Below are 23,244 nucleotides of genomic sequence, written 5' to 3' on the forward strand. Positions count from 1 at the left end.
CCGTCTTCCTCCCAAAGGACCACCATGGCCCTCGACATCACGGTCGGCACGAAGGTGTTTGGCGCGTCGGTCTTCGCCGGGCTCGGCGCCGCCGGCGTGGGCCTCGTGGCCTGGTTCGGGCCGCGCTTCGGCGCCGGCCCCGGGCTCGCCCTGGCGGCCGGCCTGCTGGCCGGCGCGGTCATCGCCGGCTCCGGCACGGTGGTGGCCCGCCTGGTGGGCCGCGCCATCCACGACGTGGTGGGGGAGGCGGCGCGCCTGCGCAACGCGGTGCGCGCCGGCCGGCTCTCCGAGCGCGCCGACGTGGCCCACATCGACCCGGAGTTCCGGCCCATCGTGGTGGCCTTCAACGAGACCCTGGACGCCTTCGGCGGCCCCTTCCAGGAGACCTCGGTGGCGCTGGAGCGCTTCTCCCGCGGCGACCTGCCCGAGAAGATGCCCAGGCCCTTCCCCGGCGACTTCGATCGGCAGCGCGTCGGGCTCAACGCCCTCATCGACGTGGTCCTCATGCGCAACGAGGACCTGAAGGCCCTGCTGGCGGCCGCCTCGGCCGGGCGGCTGGAGGTGCGCGCCGATCCGGGCCGCTACCCCGGGTACAACGGCAAGATGATCGGCGGGATCAACCAGCTGCTCGACGCCGTCGTCAAGCCGGTGGAGGTGGCGGCCGAGCGGGTGGCCGCCCTGGCCAGCGGCGAGGTGCCGCCGCGCATCGAGCAGGACTTCCAGGGGCGCTTCGGCGAGCTGAAGCGCAACGTCAACCGGCTGGCCGACGTGGTGGAGCGCCGCAACGGCGACCTGGTGCTGCTCATCCGCGCCGCCACCGAGGGCCGGCTCGACGTGCGCGCCGACGCCTCCCGCTACGACGGGCGCACCGGCGAGGTCATCCAGGGCGTCAACGCCATGCTCGACGCCATCGTGCGGCCGCTGCGGCGCGCCGAGGCGGTGGTGGACCAGCTGGCGCGGGGCGAGACCCCGGACGGACTGGACCGACCCTGGGAGGGGGAGTTCGACGCCCTCCGCCAGAACCTGGGGCGCTGCGCCGGCGCCATCGGCGAGCTGGTGCAGCAGGTGGGCGTGGCCATGGCCGCCGGGCAGCTCGGCCGGCTGGAGGTGCGGGTGGATCCGGCGCGCTGCCAGGGGGCCTACGCCGAGGTGCTGGCTGGCGTGAACGGCATGCTCGACGCCATGGCGGCGCCGGTGTTCGAGGCGGCCGGCGTCCTGACCCGCTTCGCCGGGCGCGATCTCACGCCGCGCATGGCCGGCCGCTACGACGGCGAGTTCGACCGGCTGGCGCGGGCGGTCAACGACACCGGCGACGCGCTCGACGGCGCGCTCGGGCAGGTGGTGGGCGCGGTGGAGCAGATCTCCTCGGCCTCGGCGCAGATCGCCTCCTCCAGCCAGGCGGTGGCGGCCGGCGCCTCGACCCAGGCGGCCGCGCTGGGTGGCACCGGGGAGCGGGTGGCGGCGGTGGCGGAGCTGTCGCGCCGCACCTCGGAGCACGCCCGGCAGGCCGACGCCCTGACGCGGGCGGCCCAGCTGGCCGCCGAGCAGGGCGGCGCGGCGGTCACCCAGATGACCGGCGCCATGGCCTCCATCCGCGCCTCGGCCGAGGGGACCTCGCAGATCATCCGGGACATCAACGACATCGCCTTCCAGACCAACCTGCTGGCGCTCAACGCGGCGGTGGAGGCGGCCCGCGCCGGCGAGGCCGGGCGCGGCTTCGCGGTGGTGGCCGAGGAGGTCCGCTCGCTGGCCCTGCGCAGCAAGGAGGCGGCCACCAAGACCGAGGTCCTGATCCGCGAGTCGGTGCGCCAGGCCGGCGAGGGCGAGCTGGTGGCCAGGGTGGTGGCGGACCGGCTCGGCGAGATCGTGCGCGGGGTCACCAAGGTCACCACCATCGTGAGCGAGATCGGGGTCGAGGCCGACTCGCAGGCCCGCGGCGCCGCCGAGGTGCGGGCGGCGGTGGGCGAGATGGACCAGGTGACGCAGCAGAACGCCGCCAGCGCCGAGCAGTCCTCCTCCTCGGCGGCCCAGCTGGCGGCCCAGTCCGACCAGCTCTCGGCCATGGTGGCGGCCTTCACGCTGGCCGGGACGAGGACGGCCGGCACGCCCGCGGGGGGCGCGCCGGCCGTGGCGCGGCGGCGGCTGGGCCGGGGCTAGAAGCGCAGGCGCGGGCCGACGGTGAACCAGGTGTGGGTGGTCGGGTTGCGCAGGTCGCCCGAGCCGGTCACGGCGCCGTCGGAGCGGTCGGTCACCTCGGTGTAGAGGCCGCTGGTCCACTCGGCGTAGAGCCCCACCGCGGAGCGGCGCGACAGGCGCAGGTCCACGCCGGCCGAGAGCTTGGCGAACTCCACCCCGGTCAAGGTCCGGCTGTAGCTGCCGAAGGCGTCGTCGCCGCTGGCCACCGCGCCCGAGAGCGCCACGGCGTAGCCCACCCAGGGATCGACGGGCGCGTAGGGCGCCAGGTGGTAGCGCAGCCCCACGCCGATGCGGCCGCTGGCCGCGCCGCCGTCGCAGCTCCAGCCCGAGCCGCTGCAGGAGGTGCTCTGGTAGGCCGGGCCGGCCGCGCCGACGCCGCCCTCGGCGAAGACGCCCACCGAGAGGTGCGGCGTGGTGCGGATGCCGAGCTCGACGCCCATGGTCAGCTGCTCGCCGAAGGTGTCGCGCATGGGCACGCCCTCGGCCGCCATGCCGGCGGGCGTGGAGATGCCGCCGCGGAAGGCCAGCTCGACGTGCGGCTGCCAGGCCCGGCGTGCGGCGGAGCGCGGCGCCGGGGGCGGGCCGTCGTCGTCGTCCTGGTAGGACTGCGGATAGGCCTGCGGATAGGCCTGCGGATAGGCCTGCGGATAGGCCGGGCCGCGCGGCGGAGGCGGGCGCTGCCCGGGCACCGTGTAGTCGGGCCGGTAGACCGGCTGTGCCTGGCGCGCCGGCGGCGGCTCGGGCCGCGCGGGAGCGGCCCACGGGAGCTGGTCGGGCGGTGGCGGCGCGTCGGGCGCCTCGGCCTGTGCGGCGGCGGGGAGCGCGGCGGAGATCGCCAGGGCTGCGGCGAGCGTGCGGAGCGAGCTCAGGGTGGCGTGCATGTGTTCTCCTCCCGGCCAGGGTGCGGCCGGCAGGAGCTGGTGATTCACGGTGCGTGCCACCGCGCTGGCCCGCGAGATCACGGCGCATTCGGGAGGCGCCGGGGCGTGGTGGTGCCGGCCGGCGACGTCGGGCGTGAAGGGGAGCCACAGCCAGGGCGGGCCAGGGGGTGGAGCGCACCCCCGGCCCGCGCCGGCTCACGGCAGTCGCATCGCCACCCGGACCCCGACGTTGGCGCCGGGTGGGGAGATGTGGAGCGAGCCCAGCGGCACCTTCTGCTGCAGGCACCGCAGGAGCTCAGGCGCGCGGGCGCGCCGATCCTCGCCGAGGCCGCGGGCGATCTCCCGCCCCCTGGCGTCGAAGGTGACGTTGAAGGTGACCAGGGTGCTCGGCTGCCCGCTGGCCAGGCCGCCGGAGGGCCAGCAGCGGGCGTGCAGCTCCTGCCGCGAGGCCTCCAGGAAGGCGGCGGTCTCGGCCGTGGCGCGCGCCACCAGCTCCGGCGTGGCGCGCGCCGGCGCCGCGGCGGGCGCCGGCGCCGCCGCGGCGGCCACCTGGTGGGACTCGACCGCCGGCCTGGGCCGGTCGACCCCCGGCGCGGCCGGGCCGCCCTGGGCCGGCGCGGCGAGGGAGGGGAGGCCCGCCGGAGCGTGCCCGTCTCCCTCGGCGGTCCACCGACCCGCCACGAAGGCGGCCAGGGCGGCCAGCAGCGCCACCGCGGCCAGGGCTGGCCAGGGGCGCGACGCGGCGGTGGCTGGAGGTGCGGTGGGCATGGCGGCTCCTACTGCTGCACCACCTGCACCATCAGCTGGCTCCAGTCGGCGATCCAGATGTCCGGACCGGCGATGCAGCCGCAGAGGCCGATGGTGTAGGTGTCGTCCGGCAGGGCGGTGAAGGCGCGGCTCAGGGTGAAGGGCAGCCCGGTCAGCGCCGGCAGCGCCAGGGGGGCGAAGCCGGCGGAGCCGAAGAAGTTGCCGTCGGCCACGAAGCCGGTGGTGACGCTGTCGTAGCAGACGTTGAGCGAGAGGTTGGAGGCCGGCGCCAGGTCGGTGGCGAGGCCGGCGGTCCCGGTCACGGTCACCATCTGGGAGGCGGTCACCGCCACCGAGACGGTGCCGGTGATGAAGACCATGCCCGTGAGCCCGTTGCAGCCAGGGTCGTTGGGGATGAGGCCGATGCCGCCGGTGAACTCGGTGGCCGAGACGATGCCGGGAGGGCCGATCGGCCCCTGCGGTCCCGCCACGCCGGTCGCGCCGGTGGCGCCGGTCAGGCCGATGGGGCCCTGCGGGCCGACGTCACCCTGGAGGCCCTGCGGGCCCTGGGCGCCGGTGAGGCCGGTGGCGCCGGTCAGGCCGATGGGGCCCTGCGGGCCGACGTCGCCCTGGAGGCCTTGCGGGCCCTGGGCGCCGGTGAGGCCGGTGGCGCCGGTCAGGCCGATGGGGCCCTGCGGGCCGACGTCGCCCTGGAGGCCCTGCGGGCCCTGGGCGCCGGTGAGGCCGGTGGCGCCGGTCAGGCCGATGGGGCCCTGCGGGCCGACGTCGCCCTGGAGGCCCTGCGGGCCCTGGGCGCCGGTGGCGCCGGTCAGGCCGATGGGGCCCTGCGGGCCGATGTCGCCCTGGAGGCCCTGCGGGCCCTGGGCGCCGGTGGCGCCGGTCAGGCCGATGGGGCCCTGCGGGCCGATGTCACCCTGGAGGCCCTGCGGGCCCTGGGCACCGGTGAGGCCCGTGAGGCCCGTGAGGCCGATAGGGCCTTGCGGCCCGATGTCACCCTGGAGGCCCTGCGTGCCCTGCGGACCGGCAGGGCCCACGTCGCCCTGCGCGCCGGTGGCGCCCGTCGCCCCGGCCGCGCCGGTGTCGCCCGCCTGGGCCAGCAGCGACCAGTCGGCGCCCACGGACGGCGTGGCGTTGAAGTTGGTGGTCCTCGCCACCCAGCTGCTGCCCTGGAAGGACACGGCGTCGTTCGGCGCGTAGGGCGCGGCGGAGTCCCACGCGCCCTTGAACACCAGGCCGGCGGGGCCGGCGGCGCCGGTGGTGCCCGCGGGGCCGGTCAGGCCAATCGGCCCCTGGATCCCCTGCAGCCCCTGGATTCCCTGCGGACCGGTGGCGCCCGTGGCCCCGGTCGCGCCGGTGGCCCCGGTCTCGCCCGCGGCGCCGGCGAGGCCGGCCTCACCCTGCGGTCCGGCCGGGCCGGTCGGCCCCAGGCTGCCGGCGGGACCGGTCGGACCAGAGGGCCCCGACGGCCCCAGCAGGCCGGTGCTACCGGTGGGCCCGTCACACGCCGACAGGAGCAGAGCCCCTGCCAGCCCGAACATCGAGACCTTCGACCACCTGCGGACGACCTCCATGACGACTTCCTCTCCGCCCGACGAAGGCCGGGCCAGTGGGTGAGACGACTGTCGACTACCGGACCGTGACGGGGACTCCGAGGCGGGTGGCGCCTCCGCTCGACTCGATCGAGATCTGGCGCGAGGCGTCCGGCGGCACGGCCGTGCCGGTCGTCACGCGCTGCGCTGACGGGGCTCCGGCGACGAGCGGGTTGCGCGGGACGACGACCACCTGGCCGCCCACCACCATGGTGCCGCCGGACCAGTGGATCAGCGGGTCGTCCAGCGTGATCCGCCGGATCTCCCCGACCACCGGGGTGGCCGTGGCGGCCGCCCAGGCGGGGCTGGCCGCGGCGATGGCGACCAGCGCCAGGGTGGCCAGCAGGACGGTGCGGTGGAGGAGGCGGGCGCTGTCCACCGAGGTGTGCTGGCTCTGCATCCTGCTCCCCGTGATCCGGGCGTGCCGGACCGATGCGACGGATGACGGAGGTCAAACGCCTCCCCACCTCGGAGGTGCGCACCGGCGCGCAGGGGTGCCAGCAACGCGTTTCGGGTACATGGTTGGGGTTTCAACGACCTCGCGTCACCGGGACACGGGACGCGGCGCCCGCCACTCGGCGGCGCTGGACGACCGCGCCCCGTGGTCACGGGACGCCGGGCTGCTGCGGGGGGACCGCGCGCCCTGGTGCTGCTCGGGCCGCAGGGGAGCCGCCCCGCGCCACCTGGGAGCTGGTGGCGCGGGGCGCTCCTGGTGCGGCGACGGGTGAGGGGTTACCCGTCGACGACGATGCGCGCCGTCGGGACGTCGAGGGCGCGGGCGATGGCCACCACGGTGGTGTACGGCGGGTTGCGGCCGCCGCGCTCGATCAGGCTGACGTAGGCGACCGAGAGGTCGAGCGCCTCGGCCAGGGTGGCCTGGGTGTAGCCCTGGCGGTGGCGCATCTCGCGGATCCGCTCGCCCAAGGCCATCAGGACCGGCTGGCGGGGTCCGCCATTCTTCTTCGACTTCGACGTCATGGGATTCCTCCGATGGGCGCCTGGTGCGCCGCAGGACAGAAGGTACGGTGGGACGCGGACCATCGGTATCGGGTCTGTTGACGTTTGGGCTGTAGGAAGGAACCCCGACACGGCGGACGGGGCGTACGCGACCCGGGCCCCCGCGGCCCACGGCGGCCCGTGACCGAAACCGCCGTGATCGCGGTGGGTTCAGCCCGCCGGGTCGGGCGCGGCCAGACCCAGCTGGGCGGCCAGCGCCGCGGGGTCGGTGGAGGGCCGGAGGCACGCGCCGCGCTCGCAGACGTAGGCCACGGCGCGATCCCCCTCGGCCCGCTTGCCGCCGGCCACCGGCGTGAGCCGCGCCAGCGCCTCCAGCCCGGCGCCCTCCGGGGCGCCCATGAGCGCGCGCGAGGGCAGGAAGGTGCGGCGCAGCACCGAGAGGAGCGGCTCGGGCGGCGGCGCGCCCTCCGGCCAGACCAGCACCACCTGGCGCACCTCGTCGGTGGCCAGGTCGAGCGCCACCAGCGCCTCGGTGAGGGACAGGGGCGAGGCCTCGAGCGCCGGCGCCAGCTGCCTGAGCGCGCGCACCGCGGCCTCCTGCCAGCGCTCGTCGCCGGTGAAGGCCGCCAGGCGCAGCATGACGGCCAGCGCCACCGAGGCCCCGGAGGGCTCGGCGCCGTCGTGGGTGGGCTTCTCGCGCGCCAGCAGCCGCTCGTGGTCGTCGGCCGTGGTGAACCAGCCGCCGCCGGCGGGATCGCCGAAGCGTCGCTCCACCTGGCCCGCCAGGTCCAGCGCCGCCGCCAGCCAGCGCGGCTCGAAGGTGGCCTCGTAGAGGTCGAGCAGGCCGGCGGCCAGGAAGGCGTGGTCGTCGAGGAAGGCGGGCGAGCCGGCCCGCCCCTCGAACCAGGTCCGCTGCAGGCGGCCGTCCACCGTCAGGTCCGCCAGCACGAAGGCGGCGGCGCGGGCGGCGGCCTCCACCCAGCGGGGCTCGCAGAGCACCCGGCCGCCGAAGGCCAGCGCCGAGATCATCAGCCCGTTCCAGGCGGCCAGCACCTTCTCGTCGCGCAGCGGCGGCGGGCGCGCCGCCCGGCGGGCCAGCAGCGTGGCGCGGGCCGGCGCCAGCGCGGCCCACTCGGCCTCGTCGGGGCGCGGCACGTTCAGCACGTTGGCCCCCTCCCAGTTGCCCCCGGGGGTGACGTCGTAGAAGCGGCAGAAGCGCCCGGCCTGGTCGCCCAGGGCGGCGCGCACCTCGGCCTCCTGCCAGACGAAGAAGCGCCCCTCCTCGCCCTCCGAGTCGGCGTCGGTGGCCGAGTAGAAGCCGCCCTGCGGCGACTGCAGCTCCCGCACCGCGTAGTCGAGCGTGGTCCGCGCCACCCGGGCCAGGTCGGGCCGCCCGGTCACCTGCCAGGCCTCGGCGTAGGCCAGCGCCAGCAGGGCGTTGTCGTAGAGCATCTTCTCGAAGTGCGGCACCAGCCAGCGCTGGTCGGTGGCGTACCGGTGGAACCCGCCCGCCAGCTGGTCGTGCAGGCCGCCGCCCGCCATGCGGGCCAGGGTGGTGACCGCCATGTCGAGCGCGCGCGGGTCGCCGCTGCGCCGGTGGTGGCGCAGCAGGAGCCGCACCGGCAGCGAGGAGGGGAACTTGGGCGCCCGCTGCAGGCCGCCGTGGACCGGATCGTAGAGGCGCGCCACCTGCTCCACCGCCGCGGCGATGGGGCCCCGGCCGGGCGGGGCGTCGGCCGGGGCGCCGGTGGCGGCCAGCGCCGTGCGCACCGCCGCGGTGAGCGAGGCGGTGACCTGGCCGACCCGCTCCGGCTCGGCGCCGTACACCGCCGCCACCTCCTCCAGCACCGGCAGGAAGCCGCGCATCCCGTGGCGCCCGCCGTCGCGCGGCGGGAAGTAGGTGCCGCCGAAGAAGGGCTCCTTGTCCGGCGTGAGCCACACGCTCATGGGCCAGCCGCCGCCGCCGGTGAGGAGCTGCACCGCGGTCATGTAGAGCTGGTCCACGTCGGGCCGCTCCTCGCGGTCCACCTTGATGGCCACGTAGCGCCCGTTGAGGACGCGGGCGATGGTCTCGTCCTCGAAGGACTCGCCCTCCATGACGTGGCACCAGTGGCAGGTGGAGTAGCCCACCGACAGGAAGACCGGGCGGCCGAGGCGGCGCGCCTCGGCGAAGGCGGCCTCGCCCCAGGGCCACCAGTCCACCGGGTTGTGGGCGTGCTGCAGCAGGTAGGGGCTGCGCTCCAGCGCCAGCCGGTTGGTGAAGCGCGGCCGGCCGTCCTCGTCGAGGTGGTGGGTGCGCGGCCGGTAGCCGGGGCCGCGGGAGGCCAGCGCAGCGGCCAGCGCCCGCGCCAGCGGCTCGGGGTGGGGCAGGGACCCGGGGAGTGCGGAGGGCATCCCCTGCGTATAGGCCTCAGCCCCGGCCGGCGCCCGCCAGCGGCGTGATCTCCCGGGAGGAGAGGCTCAGGAAGCGGCCCAGCAGCGCGGCCGCCACCGCGAAGAGGCCCACCACGAAGCCCCACCAGAAGCCGACCACCCCGAGCCCCAGTCCGAAGCCGAGGAGCAGCACCGCCGGCAGGCCGAGCAGCCAGTGCCCCAGCATGTTGGCCAGGAAGGTGAAGCGGGTCTCGCCGGCGCCGCGCAGCACCCCGGCGCCGCAGGCTTGCACGCCGTCGGCGATCTGGAAGAGCGCCGCGATGCGGAAGAGGGGGGTGGCGGCCTCCGCCACCGCCGGGTCGTCGGTCATGAGCCGGGCGATGGCGCCGGGGAAGGCCAGGAAGACCAGGCCGCTGAGCGCCATGAAGGTGGCCGAGGCGCCGAAGGCGGTCAGGCCGGCGCGCCTGGTGCCCACCCGGTCGCGGGCCCCCACGAACAGCCCCACCCGCACCGAGCCGGCGGCGCCGACGCCCAGCGCCACCGTGAAGGTGAGGGCCGAGACCGCCAGGGCCAGCTGGTGGGCGGCCATGGCCACGGCGCCGAGGCGCGCCGCCAGGAAGCCGGCCAGCGAGAAGAAGGCCACCTCGGCCACCATGTGCAGGCCGGTGGGGAAGCCGACCCGGGCGGCGCGCGCCAGCTCGGCGCGGTCCTGCCGTCGCGCCTCCGCCGCCAGCGGCAGGGCCGGCACCCGCAGGATGGCGGCCAGCAGGATGGCGCCCTGCAGCGCCAGGCACAGGCTGCTGGCGACGGCGGCGCCGGCGCCGCCCAGCGCCGGCACCAGCCGCAGCGGCCCGCTCCAGGCCGGCAGCCCCTGGCCGCCGAAGACCAGCAGGACGTCGAGCGGCACGTTGACCAGGTTGGCCACCACCGTGGCCACCACCATGGGGCGCACCAGCCCGGCGGCCTGCAGGTAGGCGCGCCCGGCCACGTAGAGGAGGAGGAAGGGGAGCCCCGGGATGCGCCAGAGGATGTACCGGGTGGCCTCGCGGGCCACCTCCGGCCCCACCCCGAGCGGCTCGAGCAGCCAGGGCAGGATGGCCATGGGCACGGCCAGCCAGGCCGACACGTGCAGGGCGAGGAAGCCGCCCTGCCAGGCGAGCTTGCGGGCGCGGCCCGGGTCGTCGGAGCCGAAGGCCTGGGCGATGAGGGGATCGAGCCCCATCATCACGCCCATGCCGAGCACGGCCAGGGAGAAGAAGAGCGCGTTGCCGAGCCCCACCCCGGCGATGGCCACCGCGCCGGCGCGGCCCACCACCGCGGTGTCCACCACCCCCATGAGCGCCTGGCCGGCCTGCGCCGCGGCCAGCGGCAGGGCCAGGCGGCCGAGGGCACGCAGCTCGTCTCGGATGGGGGTGTGGGGGCGCTCGGGGGTCACGGGCGGCGCAGTCTAATCGCGAATTCCCACCGCTGCATCGGGGGGTTGGACCCTCGGGGCTCGACGGGGAGAGGGCTTCGTGCTTGGATTCGCCCCCTTCGAAAGCCCATGGCCTCCTCGGACTCACCAGAACGCGCGGCCGGCCCAGCGCCGGCCGCCTCCTCGCAGCCCCCCGCCGCCGCCGCCTCGCCGGGGCCCGGTCCAGCCGGAGCCGCCGCGGGCGCGCCCGCCGAGCCGCCGCCTGGCGGCACCCCGGCCGGCCAGCCCGCCGAGCCGGGACACGAGGTCACCGGGCCCATCCAGACCCGCAGCGCCCTGCCGGCCGTCGGCCAGGCGCCCCACCCCGAGCCACACGGCCCCGGCCACCGCCACCCGCCCACCGGCCGGGCGCTGGCGGCCCTCTCGCTCGGCGCCCTGGGGGTGGTCTACGGCGACATCGGCACCAGCCCGCTCTACGCGCTCAAGGAGTGCTTCAACGGGCCGCACGGCGTGGAGCCCACCCCGGCCAACGTGCTCGGCGTGCTCTCGCTGGTGGCCTGGGCCATGACCTTCGTGGTCACCTTCAAGTACCTCTCCTTCGTGATGCGGGCCGACAACCGCGGCGAGGGCGGCATCCTGGCGCTGCAGGCCCTGGTGTCGCGCAAGGACAGCGGCAAGCTGAGCCGGAAGGTGCTGCTCATGCTGGGCATCTTCGGCGCCGCCCTGCTCTACGGCGACGGCGTCATCACCCCGGCCATCTCGGTGCTGGGCGCGGTGGAGGGCGTGGCGGTGGCCGCGCCGGCGCTGCAGAAGTTCGTGGTGCCGGTCACGGTGGCCATCCTGGCCGGGCTGTTCCTCATCCAGCGGCGCGGCACCTCCATGGTGGGCGCCATCTTCGGGCCGGTCATGCTGGTCTGGTTCGCCTGCATCGCCGCCCTGGGGGTCCACGGCATCCTGCGGGATCCGGCGGTGCTGGCCGCCGTCAACCCGCTGCACGGGGTGCGCTTCTTCCAGCAGAACGGCCTGCACGGCTTCCTGGTGCTGGGCGCGGTGGTGCTGGTGATCACCGGCGGCGAGGCGCTCTACGCCGACATGGGCCACTTCGGGCGGCGGCCCATCCGCCTGGCCTGGCTGGGGGTGGCCATGCCGGCCCTCCTGCTCAACTACATGGGGCAGGGCGCGCTGCTGCTGCACGACCCCGAGGCCCGCTCCAACCCCTTCTACCTGCTCTCGCCCTCCTGGGCGCTCTACCCGCTGGTGGGCATCGCCACCGCCGCCGCCATCGTGGCCTCGCAGGCCCTCATCTCCGGGGCCTTCTCGCTGACCCACCAGGCGGTGCAGCTCGGCTACTCGCCGCGCGTCACCGTCAAGCACACCTCGCACACCGAGATCGGCCAGATCTACGTGCCCGAGGTGAACTGGGCCATCGGGGTGGGCTGCATCGCGCTGGTGCTGGGGTTCAAGAGCTCCTCCAACCTGGCCGCCGCCTACGGCATCGCCGTGACCGGCACCATGTCCATCACCACGCTGCTCTTCCACCGCGTCATGCGCGACCTGTGGCGCTGGCCGCGCTGGCGGGCCTGGCCGCTCACGGTGGTCTTCCTGGCGGCCGACCTCTCCTTCTTCCTGGCCAACGTGGTGAAGATCGAGGAGGGCGGCTGGTTCCCCATCGCCGCGGCCATCTTCGTCTTCACCCTCATGTCCACCTGGAAGCGCGGCCGCTCGGTGCTGGCCAAGATGCTCAAGGACTCGGGCCTGCCCCTCGAGCTGTTCCTCGACGACGTGGCCCGGCGCAAGCCGATGCGGGTGCCCGGCACGGCGGTCTTCATGACCTCCAACCTGGGCACCGCGCCGCCGGTGCTGCTGCACCACCTCAAGCACAACAAGGTGCTGCACGAGCGGGTGCTCTTCGTCTCGGTGCTGACCGAGGAGATCCCGCAGGTGCCCGCCGAGGAGCGGGTGGTGGCGCGCGACCTGGGCAGCGGCTTCTTCCAGGTGGTGGCCCACTACGGCTTCATGGAGCAGCCCAACATCCCGGCGCTGCTGGACTCGCTGGCCACCCTGCCGCCGCCCTCGGCGCGGCTGCTGGTGAACCTGATGGACACCACCTTCTACCTGGGGCGCGAGACCTTGCTGGCCACCGGCGGCTCGTCGCTGGCCACCTGGCGCAAGAAGCTCTTCATCATCATGTCGCGCAACGCCGCCACCGCCAGCGCCTTCTTCGGCCTGCCGCCCAACCGGGTGGTCGAGCTGGGCGCGCAGATCCAGCTGTAGCCCCCGGGCCCGGCCGCGCCGGCCAGGCGGCCGGTCCCCGCGGCCTGGGCGCCCGGAGGCGTCGCCGGCCGGCGGGCGCGGACCGCACTGGATCCCCGTTCAGGGTCTGCTATCGTGCCGCGCGTGATCGTCCTCGGCATCGACCCCGGCTCGCGCCGCTGCGGCTACGGCGTGGTGGCCCGCGAGGGCGGGCGGCTCCACGTGGTGGAGTCCGGCGTGCTGGCGCCGGGCGAGCGCCCCATGGCCGAGCGGCTGGGGCTCATCCTGGCGGGCCTCGACGTGGTCATCGCCCGCGCCCGCCCCGACGAGGTGGCGGTGGAGCAGGTCTTCTCCGGCGCCTCGGCCCGCTCGGCGCTGGTGCTGGGGCAGGCCCGGGGGGTGGCGCTGGCGGCGGCCGGGCGGGCCGGCCTGCCGGTGCACGAGTACGCCCCCTCGGCCGTCAAGCTGGCCTTCACCGGCAGCGGACGGGCCGGCAAGGAGCAGATGATGCGCACCGCCCGCGCCCTGCTCGGCGTGCTGGCCGCCTGCTCCGACGAGGCCGACGCGGTGGCGCTGGCGGTCTGCCACCTGGCGCGCCGGCCGCTGGCCGAGGCCCGCACCGCCGCGGCGCTGGCCCGCGCCCCCGCCGGCGCCCGCCTCGCCGCCCCCCACCTCACCACCCCGCGCGCCGCCGCCGCCCGCGCCCTGTCGCGCCTGCGCCCCTCGCGCCGCGACCACCGGAGGAGCCCGTGATCGCCCGCCTGACCGGCCTGGTGGTGGAGAAGGGCGAGGACACCGCGGTCCTCGACGTCAACGGGGTGGGCTACCTGGTGCACGTCTCGGCCGCCACCCTGCTGGCCCTGCCGGCCCGCGGCGAGCCGGCCACGCTGCGCATCATCACCCAGGTCCGGCAGGACGCCCTGGAGCTCTCCGGCTTCGCCACCGAGGAGGAGGAGGACGTCTTCCGCGCCCTGGTGGACGTGAAGGGCGTGGGCCCGCGCGCCGCCCAGAACATCCTCTCCGGCATCGAGCCGCGCGACCTGGCCCAGGCGGTGGCGCAGGGCGACGTGGCGCGCCTCACCAAGGTGAAGGGGGTCGGCAAGAAGACCGCCGAGCGGCTGGTGGTGGAGCTCAAGGAGAAGCTGGTGGCGCTGGCGCGCGCCGCCGGGCCCGCCGCGCCGGCCGGGACCAGGGGCGGCCTGGTGGAGCAGCTCTCCACCGCGCTGGTCGGCCTCGGCTACAAGCCGGCGCAGGCCGAGCAGGTGGCCGAGGCGATGCGCGACCGGGCCCACGGCAAGGGGCTCGACGAGCTGCTGCGCGAGGCCCTGAAGGCCATGCGGGGCTGACGGCATGAGCGTGCGACCGGTCACCCCCAAGGCCCTGGAGGGCGAGGAGAAGCTGGAGCAGTCGCTCCGGCCGGCCACCTTCGGCGAGTACGTCGGGCAGGAGAAGATCGTCGACAACGTCAAGGTCTACGCCGCCGCCGCCCGGCAGCGCGGCGAGGCGCTCGACCACGTGCTGCTCTCCGGCCCGCCCGGCCTGGGCAAGACCTCCATGGCCCACATCCTGGCGCGCGAGCTGGGGGTGGCGCTGCACGTCACCTCCGGGCCGGCGCTGGTGAAGAAGGGGGACCTGGCCGGCCTGCTGACGGCCCTGGCCCCGCGCGACATCCTCTTCATCGACGAGATCCACCGGCTGGCGCCGGCCGTCGAGGAGGCGCTCTACCCGGCCATGGAGGACTTCCGCTTCGACGTGGTGCTGGGGGCCGGCATCGGCGCCCAGACCATGGAGATGAAGCTGGAGCGCTTCACGCTCATCGGCGCCACCACCCGCACCGGCCTGCTGGCGGCCCCGCTGCGCGACCGCTTCCCCATCCAGGAGCGGCTGGACTACTACGCCGCCCACGAGCTGGAGGAGATCGCCCGGCGCGCGGCGGCCAAGCTGGCCCTGCCCACCGAGCCGACCGGGCTGCGCAACCTGGCCACCCGCGCCCGCGGCACGCCGCGCATCGCCATCCGCCTGCTGCAGCGGGCCCGCGACTTCGCCCAGGTGGAAGGCGACGGCACGCTCACCCGCGACATCGTGGACCGCACCCTGACCCGGCTGGGCGTGGACGAGAAGGGGCTCGACGCCATGGACCGGCGCATCCTGGCCTCCATCCTGGACACCTTCGGCGGCGGCCCGGTGGGCATCGACGCGGTGGCCGCGGCGGTGGGCGAGGAGGGCGGCACCATCGAGGACGTCTACGAGCCCTTCCTGGTGCGGGAGGGCTACCTGGCCCGCACCCCGCGCGGCCGCACCGCGCTGCCGGCCGCCTACGCCCACCTGGGCCGCACCCGCCCGCGCGGCGGGCAGGGCGAGCTCCTCTAGGCCCAGGGCGACGGGAGGGGCGCCGGCCCCGGCGCTCAGGCCCAGCGCGGCGCCGACCGGCGCCAGCCCGGACGCCGGCCCATGAGCGCGATCAGCCCCAGCCCGGCCAGGAAGCCGCCCAGGTGGGCGAACACCGCCACGCCGGCCATCCCGCCGAACACCACCGCACCCACCTGGAAGAGGAACCAGGCCCCGATGAAGAGCCAGGCCGGCAGGTAGACCGTCCGCACCAGCACCACGATCACGAAGAGCGTCTGCACCCGGGCCCGCGGGAAGAGCAGCAGGTAGGCCGCCAGCACGCCGGCGATGGCCCCGCTGGCGCCCACCATGGGCACCGAGAGCACCGCGGTGGCGTCCGCGCCGGTCAGGCCCGCGGCCTCCACCGAGGTGGCCAGGGTCTGGGCCACCGCCGCCGCCACCCCGCTGGCCAGGTAGAAGGCCAGGAAGCGCGGCCGCCCCAGGGCGTCCTCCACGTTGTTCCCGAAGATCCAGAGGAAGAGCAGGTTGCCGCCCAGGTGCATGAGGCCGCCGTGCAGGAACATGCTGGTGAAGATGGTGAGGGGCGGCGGCACCAGGGCGCGCGGCCAGAGGTCCTGGAAGGTGAGCAGCTCGTAGGGGATGGCGCCGCCCAGCAGGACGGAGCGCTCCCCGGCGGAGAGCTGCCACCCGTAGGCGGCCAGGTTGACGGCCAGGAGCGCCCAGGTCACGAGCGGCGGGCGCTCGCATGGGGTGTCGTCGCGCAGGGGAAACACCCCGGGGTTGTACCACCCGATAGGACGGTGAGCCCGGGCCAGCCCTGACAGCGCTGTCGCGATCCCGGCGGGCGGTTGTTCGGGGTTCCGACGGTGCGCGCCGACGGTCGCCGACGGCGCGGCAGGCCTCGACGTGATGCGTCAGTGATCACGGTCGGTTATCCCGGGCAGCCTGGAGGGCGTCCCCGGCCGGTCCGGTCAGGCGGCTGGCACGTCGATTGCTCTAACGCAGGGCGCCGGCGTCCCCATCCCGGTGAAACAACGCCCGAATCCGGGCCAGTCGGGTGGGGGAGACACCTTCGAGAGACGAGTCGACGATGGCCTACTGGAACCAGCGGACGGTGGCGAAGCGGGTGAGCTGCACCGGCATCGGCCTGCACTCGGGCGCGCCGGTGACGCTCACGCTGGCCCCGGCCCCGGCCGACGCCGGCATCACCTTCGTGCGCATGGACCTGGGGGTCGAGATCCCGGCCCGCCACGACCTGGTGGTCGACACCAAGCTCTCCACCTCCATCGCCGTGGGGAAGGCCCGCGTCTCCACCATCGAGCACGTCATGTCGGCGCTGGTCGGCATGGGCATCGACGCCTGCCGCGTCGAGGTGGACGGCCCCGAGATCCCCATCCTGGACGGCTCGGCCGCCCCGTTCGTCGCGCTCATCCGCGAGGCCGGCGTCAAGGAGCACAAGGCCGGCCGCCGGTACCTGATGATCACCGCCCCGGTCGAGGTGCGCGACGGCGACAAGCTGGCCAGGCTGGAGCCGGCCGATGGCTTCTCGGTCTCCTTCACCGCCGACTTCAAGCACCCGCTCATCACCGACCAGGGCTTCTCGGTCTCGGTGACCGACCGGACCTTCGAGCGCGAGGTGGCGCGGGCCCGCACCTTCTGCTTCCGCAAGGACGTCGAGCTCATGCAGTCGATGGGGCTGGCGCTGGGCGGCAGCCTGGAGAACGCCATCGTGCTGGAGGAGTTCTCCATCATGAACCCGGAGGGGCTGCGCTACCCGGACGAGTTCGCCCGCCACAAGGTGCTCGACGCCATCGGCGACCTGGCCCTGCTGGGCCTGCCGGTGCTGGGGGCGCTCACCGCGGTGAAGAGCGGCCACGGCCTCAACCAGGCGCTGGTGAAGCGCGTCCTCTCCGACCCGTCCTGCCACCGCGTGGTGCAGCTCTCCGAGGCCCCGGCCCCGGTGCGCGCCCCGGTCCAGGTGGCGGTGCCGGCCGGGCAGCGCCAGCCGGCCTGAGCGGCCCCGCCCCGGCGGGCCCGGCCGACCACCCGCACGTCGCCGCCCGCCCGGCCCACGCGTAGACTGCCGCCGTGCCCTCCGTCCAGCGACCGCTCCCGCGCGCCCCCGCCAGCGCGCTCGGCCCCACCGGCCCGCGCTACGGCGCCTACGCCGGCTCGCTCGGCCGGGTGGACCTGGCGCCGCTGGCGCCGCAGGGGCTGCTGGCCTCGCTGCGCCACGCCGCCCGCGTCAAGCGCTGGCAGCGGGTGCTCCTGGCCACCGAGCGCCACCTGGTGGTGGTGGGCGTGCTCGAGGCCGGACCGCTGGCGGGCGGCGCCGCCTGGGTGGTGGACCGCGCCAGCGGCGAGGTGCTCTTCGACCACGCGGCCGCCGGCCTGGCGGGCGTGACCGCCCAGGTGGGCGAGCGGCCCGGGGCCGGGGCGCGGGTCTCCTTCGTGGCCCCCGGCATGTCGCTCTCGCTGGAGCGCCGCTCGGATCGCTTCCAGCTGGCGGTGGACCTGGGCGAGGCGCTCACCCTGGAGGCGCGGCTCGAGACGCGCGGCGCCCCCGACCCGTTCTGCCTGGTGGCGCCGCTGCCGGAGGCCGGCCTGCGGGCCGCCCAGCTGACCGGGCCGCTGCCGCTGGACGGGCGCCTGACGGTGCGCCGGCAGCCGATCGACCTCTCGGGTGGCCTGGCGGTGCTGGACTTCGGGGCCGGCGTCTTCCCGCGCGAGTCGGCCTGGCGCAAGGTGACCGCGCTGGGGCGCCTGCCCGGGGGCCGCGCCGTGGCGCTGCACCTGGCGGACGGGCTGGACGGTCCGGAGCCCGACGACGGCGGCGAGGGGGTGCTGCTCGGCGGCGCCGGGCCGGTGCGGCTGCCGCCGGTGGTGGTGGAGGCCGACCCGCGGGCGGCCAGCGCCCCCTGGCGGGTGGTCAGCCTGGACGGCGCGGTGGAGCTCACCTTCTCGCCGGCCGCCAGCCACCGCGAGGGGCGCGACCTCCTGCTGGCGTCGCTGCAGGTGACCCAGCTGGCCGGCACGCTGAGCGGCCGGATCCCTGGGCCGGACGGTGCGCCGCTCACGCTGGACGGGCTGCCGGCGCTGGCGGAGGACCTCACCGCGAGGTGGTGAGCGGGGCCGCCCCCGTGGGAGGGGCGCCGGGCCGGGGCGACGGACCGCGCCCCCGCGGCTACCAGCTCCCGAAGCGCCGCTTGGCCTCGGCCGCCAGCGCGTCGCGGTGGGCCGGGTGGGCGATGGCGATCAGCGCGGCCGCCCGCTGCCTGAGGTTCTTGCCCCACAGGTCGGCGATGCCGTGCTCGGTCACCACGAAGTGGACGTGGGCCCGGGTGGTGACCACGCCGGCGCCCGGCTTCAGGTAGCTGACGATGCGCGACTCGCCGCCCGAGGTGGTGGACTTGAGCGCGATGATGGGCTTGCCGCCCTCGGAGAGCGCCGCGCCGCGGATGAAGTCCATCTGGCCGCCCACGCCGGAGTGGATCTGGTCGCCGATCGAGTCGGAGACCACCTGGCCGGTCAGGTCCACCTCGATGGCGCCGTTGATGGCGGTGACCTTGGGGTTGCGCCGGATGACGGCCGTGTCGTTGGTGTAGGCCACGTCGAGCATGGCCACCGACGGGTTGTCGTCCAGGAAGTCGTAGAGGCGCCGCGTGCCCAGGGCGAAGGAGGCCACCATCTTGCCCGGGTGGATGCGCTTCAGCTCGCCGGTGATGACGCCGCGCTCCACCAGGTCGACCACGCCGTCGGAGAGCATCTCGGTGTGGATGCCGAGCCGCTGGTGGTCGCGCAGCGCCAGCAGGGTGGCCTGGGGGATGCCGCCGATGCCCACCTGCACGCAGGCCCCGTCGTCCACCAGCTCGGCGCAGTGCCGGCCGATGGCGCGCACCTGCTCGGTGATGGGCCGGGCGGCCAGCTCCGGGAGCGGGTCGTCGGAGAGCACGAAGAAGTCGACGTCCTCCTCGTGGATGATGCCGTCGCCGTGGGTGCGCGGCATGTTGGGGTTGACCTGGGCGATGACCGTGCGGGCCACCTGCACGGCGGCGCGGGTCACGTCCACCGAGACGCCCAGCGAGCAGCAGCCGTGCTTGTCGGGCGGCGAGACCTGGATGAGCGCCACGTCGAGCGGCAGCACGCCGGCCCGGAAGAGCTGGGGCACCTCGGAGAGGAACACCGGCATGTAGTCGGCCCGCCCCTCGTGCACGGCCTCGCGCACGTTGGGGCCGGCGAAGAGGGCGTTGACCCGGAAGCTCTTGGCCAGCTCCGGGGCGGCGTAGGGCGCCGGCCCCTCGGTGTGGATGGAGACCACCTCCACCACCCGCAGCTCGGCGGCGCGGGCGGTCAGGGCGGCGATGAGCCGCTGCGGGGCGGCGGCGATGCTGTGGATGAAGACGCGGTCGCCGGACTTGACGACGGAGACGGCTTCCTCGGCGGTGACGGTGCGAGCCATCGGCCTGTGCGCTCCTCGGCGAAGGGAGCCGGGAGGATAGCAGACAAGGGGCGGGCGGGGGTCAGCCGCCGAGGTCGAAGGCCAGCTTCACCGCCAGCGCCAGCGAGACCACCACCACCACCCGCCGCACCAGCCCGTCGCCGCGCCGCACCGCCAGGTGGGCGCCCAGCCAGCCCCCGCACAGCTGCCCCAGCGCCATGGGCAGGGCCACCTTCCAGAGCACCACGCCGCGGGCGGCGAAGAGGGCCAGCGCCGCCAGGTTGGAGGCGAAGTTGACCACCTTGGCCCCGGCCGACGCCTCGGCCAGGCCGTCGCCCAGCAGGGCCACCGAGGCCACGATGAGGAAGGTGCCGGTGCCCGGCCCGAAGAAGCCGTCGTAGGCGCCGATGACCAGCGCCACCAGGCCGGCCGTCAGCGAGCCGCGGTGGCGCCGGCGCGGCGGCTGGCCGGCCGCCGGGGGCGCGGCGCGGCGCAGGCCGATGAAGAGCGCGGCCGCGGCCAGCAGCGCCAGCACCACCGGGCGCAGGGTGGCCGGGGGCACCCTCAGCACCAGGGCGGCGCCGCAGAGCGAGCCCACCAGGCCGGCCAGGAAGCCGACCCGGGCCCGGGCCGGGTCGATCAGGCCGGCGCGCGCGAACTTCACCATGGCGGCGAAGGAGCCGAAGACCGACTGGCCCTTGTTGGTGCCGAGCGCCAGGTGGGGCGGGAGGCCGGCCGCCAGCAGGGCCGGCACGGTGAGCAGGCCGCCGCCGCCGGCGATGGCGTCGATGGTGCCGGCCACCAGGCCGACCAGCGCCAGCCCGGCGATGACGAGGGGGGTTGGATCCTCCACGGGGCGCCTTGTAGCACGGCGGGGCGGCGGCCCGGCCGGCTGGCCGCGCGCGCTGCCGCACCCCGTCAGGGCGGGGGAGGGCTGGCGGGCAGGGCACGAGGGTGGCGTAGGATTGGCGGCCGGGGGGGCGCCGCCTCGCGCGGGGGCGGCCGCAGGGAGACCATGAAGCACGACCAGCACCTTCCGGAGTCGCTCCACTTCGTCCGCGTGCTGTGGCGGCTGGAGCACGCCTTGAACAAGCGCTCCCGTCGCATGCTCAAGGAGCTGGGGGTCACGGCGCAGCAGCGGTTCCTCCTCAAGGTGCTGGCGCTGCGCCCGGGCTGCTCGCCCGGGGAGCTGGCCAGGGTGCTGCACGTCACCCCGGCCACCGTCACCCGGGTGGTGCAGCGGCTGGAGGAGGCCGGCTACCTGGGGCGCGAGGTCGACCCCAGCGACTCGCGCAAGCTCCGGCTCCACCTCACGCCCAAGGGGCGCACCCTCGACCAGGTGGGCGACGGCCCGGGCCACCACCCGGTGACGGACGTCATCTCGAAGCTGCCCCCGGCCCGGGTGGAGGAGACCCGGCAGCTGCTCGAGGCCGTCATCCGCTCGCTCGAGTCGCGCTGAGCCGGGCCGGCGCGTCGCGGTCCCGGCCGGGCGGCGACGGGGCGGGCGCCTGACGCCAGTCCGGCTCAGTCCACCGGCAGCTTGAGCCGCTCCAGCAGCGCCCGGTAGCGCGGGTCGGCGCGCAGGGAGCGCAGCAGCGGGTCGAGCTTCAGGTCGCCGATCCCGCCGTCGTTGACCGCCACCGCCCGGTCCAGCCAGGTGAAGGCCAGGTCCACCTCGCCGCGCCAGGCGTGGGCGGCGGCGATCTGGAAGGGGGCCTCGTGCCCGTGGTCCTTCACCAGCGCCGCCAGCGCCGCCGCCGCCTCGCGGGGCTGGCCCAGGTCGTGCCGCGCCATGGACGCGAACTGCAGGCGGAAGATGGGGTCCAGGCTCCGCGCGATGGACGTGAGCGCCGCCGCCGGCTTGCCCTCCAGCAGGTCCACGTAGGCCAGGTCGATGACGGCGGTCTCCTGCACCGGCAGGAGCTCCAGCGAGCGGAGCGCCGTGTGGCGCGCCAGGGCCAGCTGGCCGGAGGAGAGGTAGAGCCAGGCCAGGGCGTTCCAGGGCGAGGGCGAGAGCGGGTCGAGCTCGCTGGCCCGGCGCGCCGCCGCCAGGGCCGGGCCGACCCGGCCGAGCGGCCCCAGCACGTGCAGCCCGTAGCTCCACTGGACGTCGGCGTCGCTGGGGTTGAGGGCCAGCGCCCGGTCCATGTCGGCCTGGGCGCCCGCCCAGTCGCGGTGCATCGAGAAGCGCAGGAAGGCGCGCGCGGCGTAGCCGTCGGCCAGGTCGGGGGCCAGCGCGATGGCCCGCTCCGCCGCCGCCAGGGCCCTGGCCTGGCCGCGGGTCATGGCCTCCCGGGTCGGGCCCGAGTTGCCGCGCACCCAGAAGGTGGCGATGGCCAGCCCGGCCCAGGCGGGCGCGTAGGAGGGGTCGAGGTCCACGGCGCGCTGGTAGGCCTGCTCCGCCAGCGCCAGGTTGGGGGTGGTGTCCTTGCGCTGGTAGGAGCGCCCCAGCAGGAACTGGCTGTAGGCCGCTGGGCTGGCGGTGCGCAGCTCCCGGGTGGCGCGGGCGCGGCCGCCCAGCAGCTTCACCTTGAGCGCCTCCACCACCGCCGCCGCGATCTGGTCCTGCACCGCGAAGACCCCGGTGAGCTCGCGGTCGAAGGTCTGGTTCCACAGCTGGTAGCCGTCGGAGGTCTTGACGAGCTGGGCCGCGACCCGCACGTGGTTGCCGTCGATGCGCACGCTGCCCTGCAGCACCGCGCCCACGCCCAGCTGGCGCTGGATGGCCGACAGGTCGCTGCCCCGCCCCCTGAACCGGAAGGAGGAGAGCCGCCCGGCCACCTTGAGCCCCTCGGTCTGGGCCAGGGCGTTCATGATCTCCTCGGCCAGGCCCTCGCCGAAGTGCTCCTGGTCGTGGGCCGGGCTGAGGTCCTCGAAGGGGAGGACCGCCACCGAGGGCGGCGGGGCGGCCTCGCCGGCGGCGGCGGGGCCGTCGGCCGCGGCCGGCGCCGCCCCGGCCAGGACCGCCTCGCGCCGCTGCCGCACCGCCAGGGTCGCCCCCACCAGCAGCAGCGCCAGGAGCGCGCCCGCGCCCAGCGCCGCCGCCAGGGTGACGCGGCGCCGCGCCCGGCGCCGGATGCGCACCGACCCGCCGGAGGTGCCGGTGGCGGACGAGGAGGCGGTGGAGCCGTCGGCCCCGCGCAGCGCCTCCAGGGCCTCGACCACCGCGCCGGCGTCGCGCGGGCGGTCCACCGGGTCCTTCTCCAGCGCGGCCGCCACCAGCGGGCCGAGGCCCGGCAGGTCGGGCACCTCGAGCCGCGGGGCCGGGCGCGCGCTGGTGGCCGAGCGGCCGCCGTCGTCGGGGAAGGGCAGCTCGCCGGCCAGCATCCGGTAGAGCAGGACGCCCAGGGCGAAGACGTCGGTGCGCTCGTCCTCGGGTGCGCCGCGCCACTGCTCCGGCGCCATGAAGTCCGGGGTGCCGCCGTCGATGCGCCGCCGGCCGAAGGCGTGGGCCAGGCCGAAGTCGAGCACCCGCAGCGTGCCGTCGTCGCAGAGGAAGACGTTGGAGGGCTTGAGGTCGCGGTGCACCACCCCGCGGCCGTGGGCGTGGGCCAGGCCACGGGCCACGTCGAGGGCCACCCGCAGGGCGTCGGCCGGCGGGATGGGTCCTTCGGCCAGCCGCGCCTTCAGGGTGGCGCCGCGCAGCAGCTCCAGCACCAGGTACGGGCCGGCGTGGCAGCGCCCCACCTCGTGCAGGGCCACCAGGTTCGGGTGGCAGAGCCGGCCGATGGTGTCGGCCTCGTGCTGCAGCTGCGCCTCGCCCACCGCCATCTTGCCGGGGCGCACCACCTTGAAGGCCACCGGCCGCTGCTGCGCGACGTCGCGCGCCTCGAAGACCACGCCGAACGAGCCGCGGCCCAGCTCGGAGCGGAGCTGGTAGCCGCCGACCTGGTCGCCGGGCCGCAGGGCCGGCACCCAGGCCTCGTCCGGCCTGGCCTCGGGCACGTGGGCCAGGTCGGCCAGCAGCGCCGAGAGCGAGCCTGGCTCGGGTGCGGTCGGGGGTGCCACGGGGGGACGAGCCTGTCA

Annotated in this window: 18 protein-coding genes and 1 pseudogene; 8 read left to right on the plus strand and 11 right to left on the minus strand. The window is 76.0% G+C overall.

The window, feature by feature from the left end:
- The first annotated feature begins 24 nt into the window (after nucleotides 1–24).
- Nucleotides 25–2,157, plus strand: coding sequence for a chemotaxis protein (locus IPO09_05545; GenBank protein ID MBK9516815.1), 2,133 nt, complete (start codon nucleotides 25–27; stop codon nucleotides 2,155–2,157).
- On the opposite strand, the gene IPO09_05550 is transcribed toward IPO09_05545, so the two are convergent.
- The 7 genes and pseudogenes from IPO09_05550 to IPO09_05580 all read right to left on the minus strand — a co-directional run bounded on the left by IPO09_05550 (nucleotide 2,154) and on the right by IPO09_05580 (nucleotide 10,199).
- On the minus strand, nucleotides 2,154–3,077 hold the full coding sequence (locus IPO09_05550; protein ID MBK9516816.1) for a hypothetical protein: 924 nt from the start codon (nucleotides 3,075–3,077) through the stop codon (nucleotides 2,154–2,156). The two genes, IPO09_05545 and IPO09_05550, sit on opposite strands and share 4 nt — an antisense overlap.
- A 195-nt stretch (nucleotides 3,078–3,272) precedes the next feature.
- Nucleotides 3,273–3,845 (minus strand): hypothetical protein, encoded by a 573-nt coding sequence (locus tag IPO09_05555; protein MBK9516817.1) that lies wholly within the window; start codon nucleotides 3,843–3,845, stop codon nucleotides 3,273–3,275.
- Between the two features lie 434 nt (nucleotides 3,846–4,279).
- Nucleotides 4,280–5,383 (minus strand): annotated as a pseudogene (locus IPO09_05560) (collagen-like protein).
- An 88-nt stretch (nucleotides 5,384–5,471) separates the two neighbouring features.
- Complete coding sequence (locus tag IPO09_05565; protein ID MBK9516818.1) at nucleotides 5,472–5,834, minus strand: hypothetical protein; 363 nt, start codon at nucleotides 5,832–5,834, stop codon at nucleotides 5,472–5,474.
- Between the two features lie 332 nt (nucleotides 5,835–6,166).
- Complete coding sequence (locus tag IPO09_05570) at nucleotides 6,167–6,412, minus strand: helix-turn-helix transcriptional regulator (GenBank protein ID MBK9516819.1); 246 nt, start codon at nucleotides 6,410–6,412, stop codon at nucleotides 6,167–6,169.
- A gap of 189 nt (nucleotides 6,413–6,601) precedes the next feature.
- Nucleotides 6,602–8,785, minus strand: a complete 2,184-nt coding sequence (locus tag IPO09_05575) for a thioredoxin domain-containing protein (protein MBK9516820.1) — start codon at nucleotides 8,783–8,785, stop codon at nucleotides 6,602–6,604.
- 16 nt (nucleotides 8,786–8,801) lie between these two features.
- The gene (locus tag IPO09_05580; GenBank protein ID MBK9516821.1) at nucleotides 8,802–10,199 is read right to left on the minus strand and encodes an MATE family efflux transporter; all 1,398 of its coding nucleotides are present in this window, start codon (nucleotides 10,197–10,199) and stop codon (nucleotides 8,802–8,804) included.
- 108 nt (nucleotides 10,200–10,307) lie between these two features.
- Between IPO09_05580 and IPO09_05585 the strand changes: the two genes are divergently transcribed.
- The 4 genes from IPO09_05585 to ruvB all read left to right on the plus strand — a co-directional run bounded on the left by IPO09_05585 (nucleotide 10,308) and on the right by ruvB (nucleotide 14,801).
- Nucleotides 10,308–12,452 (plus strand): potassium transporter Kup, encoded by a 2,145-nt coding sequence (locus tag IPO09_05585; GenBank protein ID MBK9516822.1) that lies wholly within the window; start codon nucleotides 10,308–10,310, stop codon nucleotides 12,450–12,452.
- Between the two features lie 123 nt (nucleotides 12,453–12,575).
- A complete protein-coding gene (ruvC, locus tag IPO09_05590) occupies nucleotides 12,576–13,184 on the plus strand; it encodes a crossover junction endodeoxyribonuclease RuvC (protein MBK9516823.1) in 609 nt (202 codons plus the stop codon).
- On the plus strand, nucleotides 13,181–13,777 hold the full coding sequence (ruvA, locus tag IPO09_05595; GenBank protein MBK9516824.1) for a Holliday junction branch migration protein RuvA: 597 nt from the start codon (nucleotides 13,181–13,183) through the stop codon (nucleotides 13,775–13,777). Before ruvC ends, ruvA begins: the two co-directional genes overlap by 4 nt.
- Nucleotides 13,778–13,781: 4 nt before the next feature.
- On the plus strand, nucleotides 13,782–14,801 hold the full coding sequence (gene ruvB / locus IPO09_05600; GenBank protein MBK9516825.1) for a Holliday junction branch migration DNA helicase RuvB: 1,020 nt from the start codon (nucleotides 13,782–13,784) through the stop codon (nucleotides 14,799–14,801).
- 35 nt (nucleotides 14,802–14,836) lie between these two features.
- Here the strand turns inward: ruvB and IPO09_05605 are convergent, their stop codons facing one another.
- On the minus strand, nucleotides 14,837–15,553 hold the full coding sequence (locus IPO09_05605) for a rhomboid family intramembrane serine protease (GenBank protein ID MBK9516826.1): 717 nt from the start codon (nucleotides 15,551–15,553) through the stop codon (nucleotides 14,837–14,839).
- Nucleotides 15,554–15,870: 317 nt separating this feature from the next.
- Here IPO09_05605 and IPO09_05610 point away from each other — a divergent pair, with 317 nt between their 5' ends.
- Nucleotides 15,871–16,794: a UDP-3-O-acyl-N-acetylglucosamine deacetylase gene (locus tag IPO09_05610; GenBank protein ID MBK9516827.1), complete on the plus strand. Its 924-nt coding sequence runs from the start codon at nucleotides 15,871–15,873 to the stop codon at nucleotides 16,792–16,794.
- Nucleotides 16,795–16,868: 74 nt separating this feature from the next.
- Entirely contained in the window at nucleotides 16,869–17,906 is a 1,038-nt protein-coding gene (locus IPO09_05615; GenBank protein MBK9516828.1) for a DUF2804 family protein, read from the plus strand.
- 58 nt (nucleotides 17,907–17,964) lie between these two features.
- Here IPO09_05615 and IPO09_05620 read toward each other — a convergent pair whose 3' ends face one another.
- Nucleotides 17,965–19,239 (minus strand): acetyl-CoA hydrolase/transferase family protein, encoded by a 1,275-nt coding sequence (locus tag IPO09_05620; protein ID MBK9516829.1) that lies wholly within the window; start codon nucleotides 19,237–19,239, stop codon nucleotides 17,965–17,967.
- A 61-nt stretch (nucleotides 19,240–19,300) separates the two neighbouring features.
- Nucleotides 19,301–20,071 carry a TSUP family transporter gene (locus tag IPO09_05625; GenBank protein ID MBK9516830.1) on the minus strand — a complete coding sequence of 257 codons (771 nt, stop codon included), beginning with the start codon at nucleotides 20,069–20,071 and terminating at the stop codon, nucleotides 19,301–19,303.
- A 162-nt stretch (nucleotides 20,072–20,233) separates the two neighbouring features.
- Between IPO09_05625 and IPO09_05630 the strand changes: the two genes are divergently transcribed.
- Entirely contained in the window at nucleotides 20,234–20,677 is a 444-nt protein-coding gene (locus tag IPO09_05630) for a MarR family transcriptional regulator (GenBank protein ID MBK9516831.1), read from the plus strand.
- Nucleotides 20,678–20,742: 65 nt separating this feature from the next.
- On the opposite strand, the gene IPO09_05635 is transcribed toward IPO09_05630, so the two are convergent.
- Nucleotides 20,743–23,226 carry a protein kinase gene (locus tag IPO09_05635; protein MBK9516832.1) on the minus strand — a complete coding sequence of 828 codons (2,484 nt, stop codon included), beginning with the start codon at nucleotides 23,224–23,226 and terminating at the stop codon, nucleotides 20,743–20,745.
- Nucleotides 23,227–23,244: the final 18 nt, after the last annotated feature.

Origin of the sequence: Anaeromyxobacter sp. (assembly GCA_016718565.1) — a bacterium.
Classification (GTDB): domain Bacteria; phylum Myxococcota; class Myxococcia; order Myxococcales; family Anaeromyxobacteraceae; genus JADKCZ01.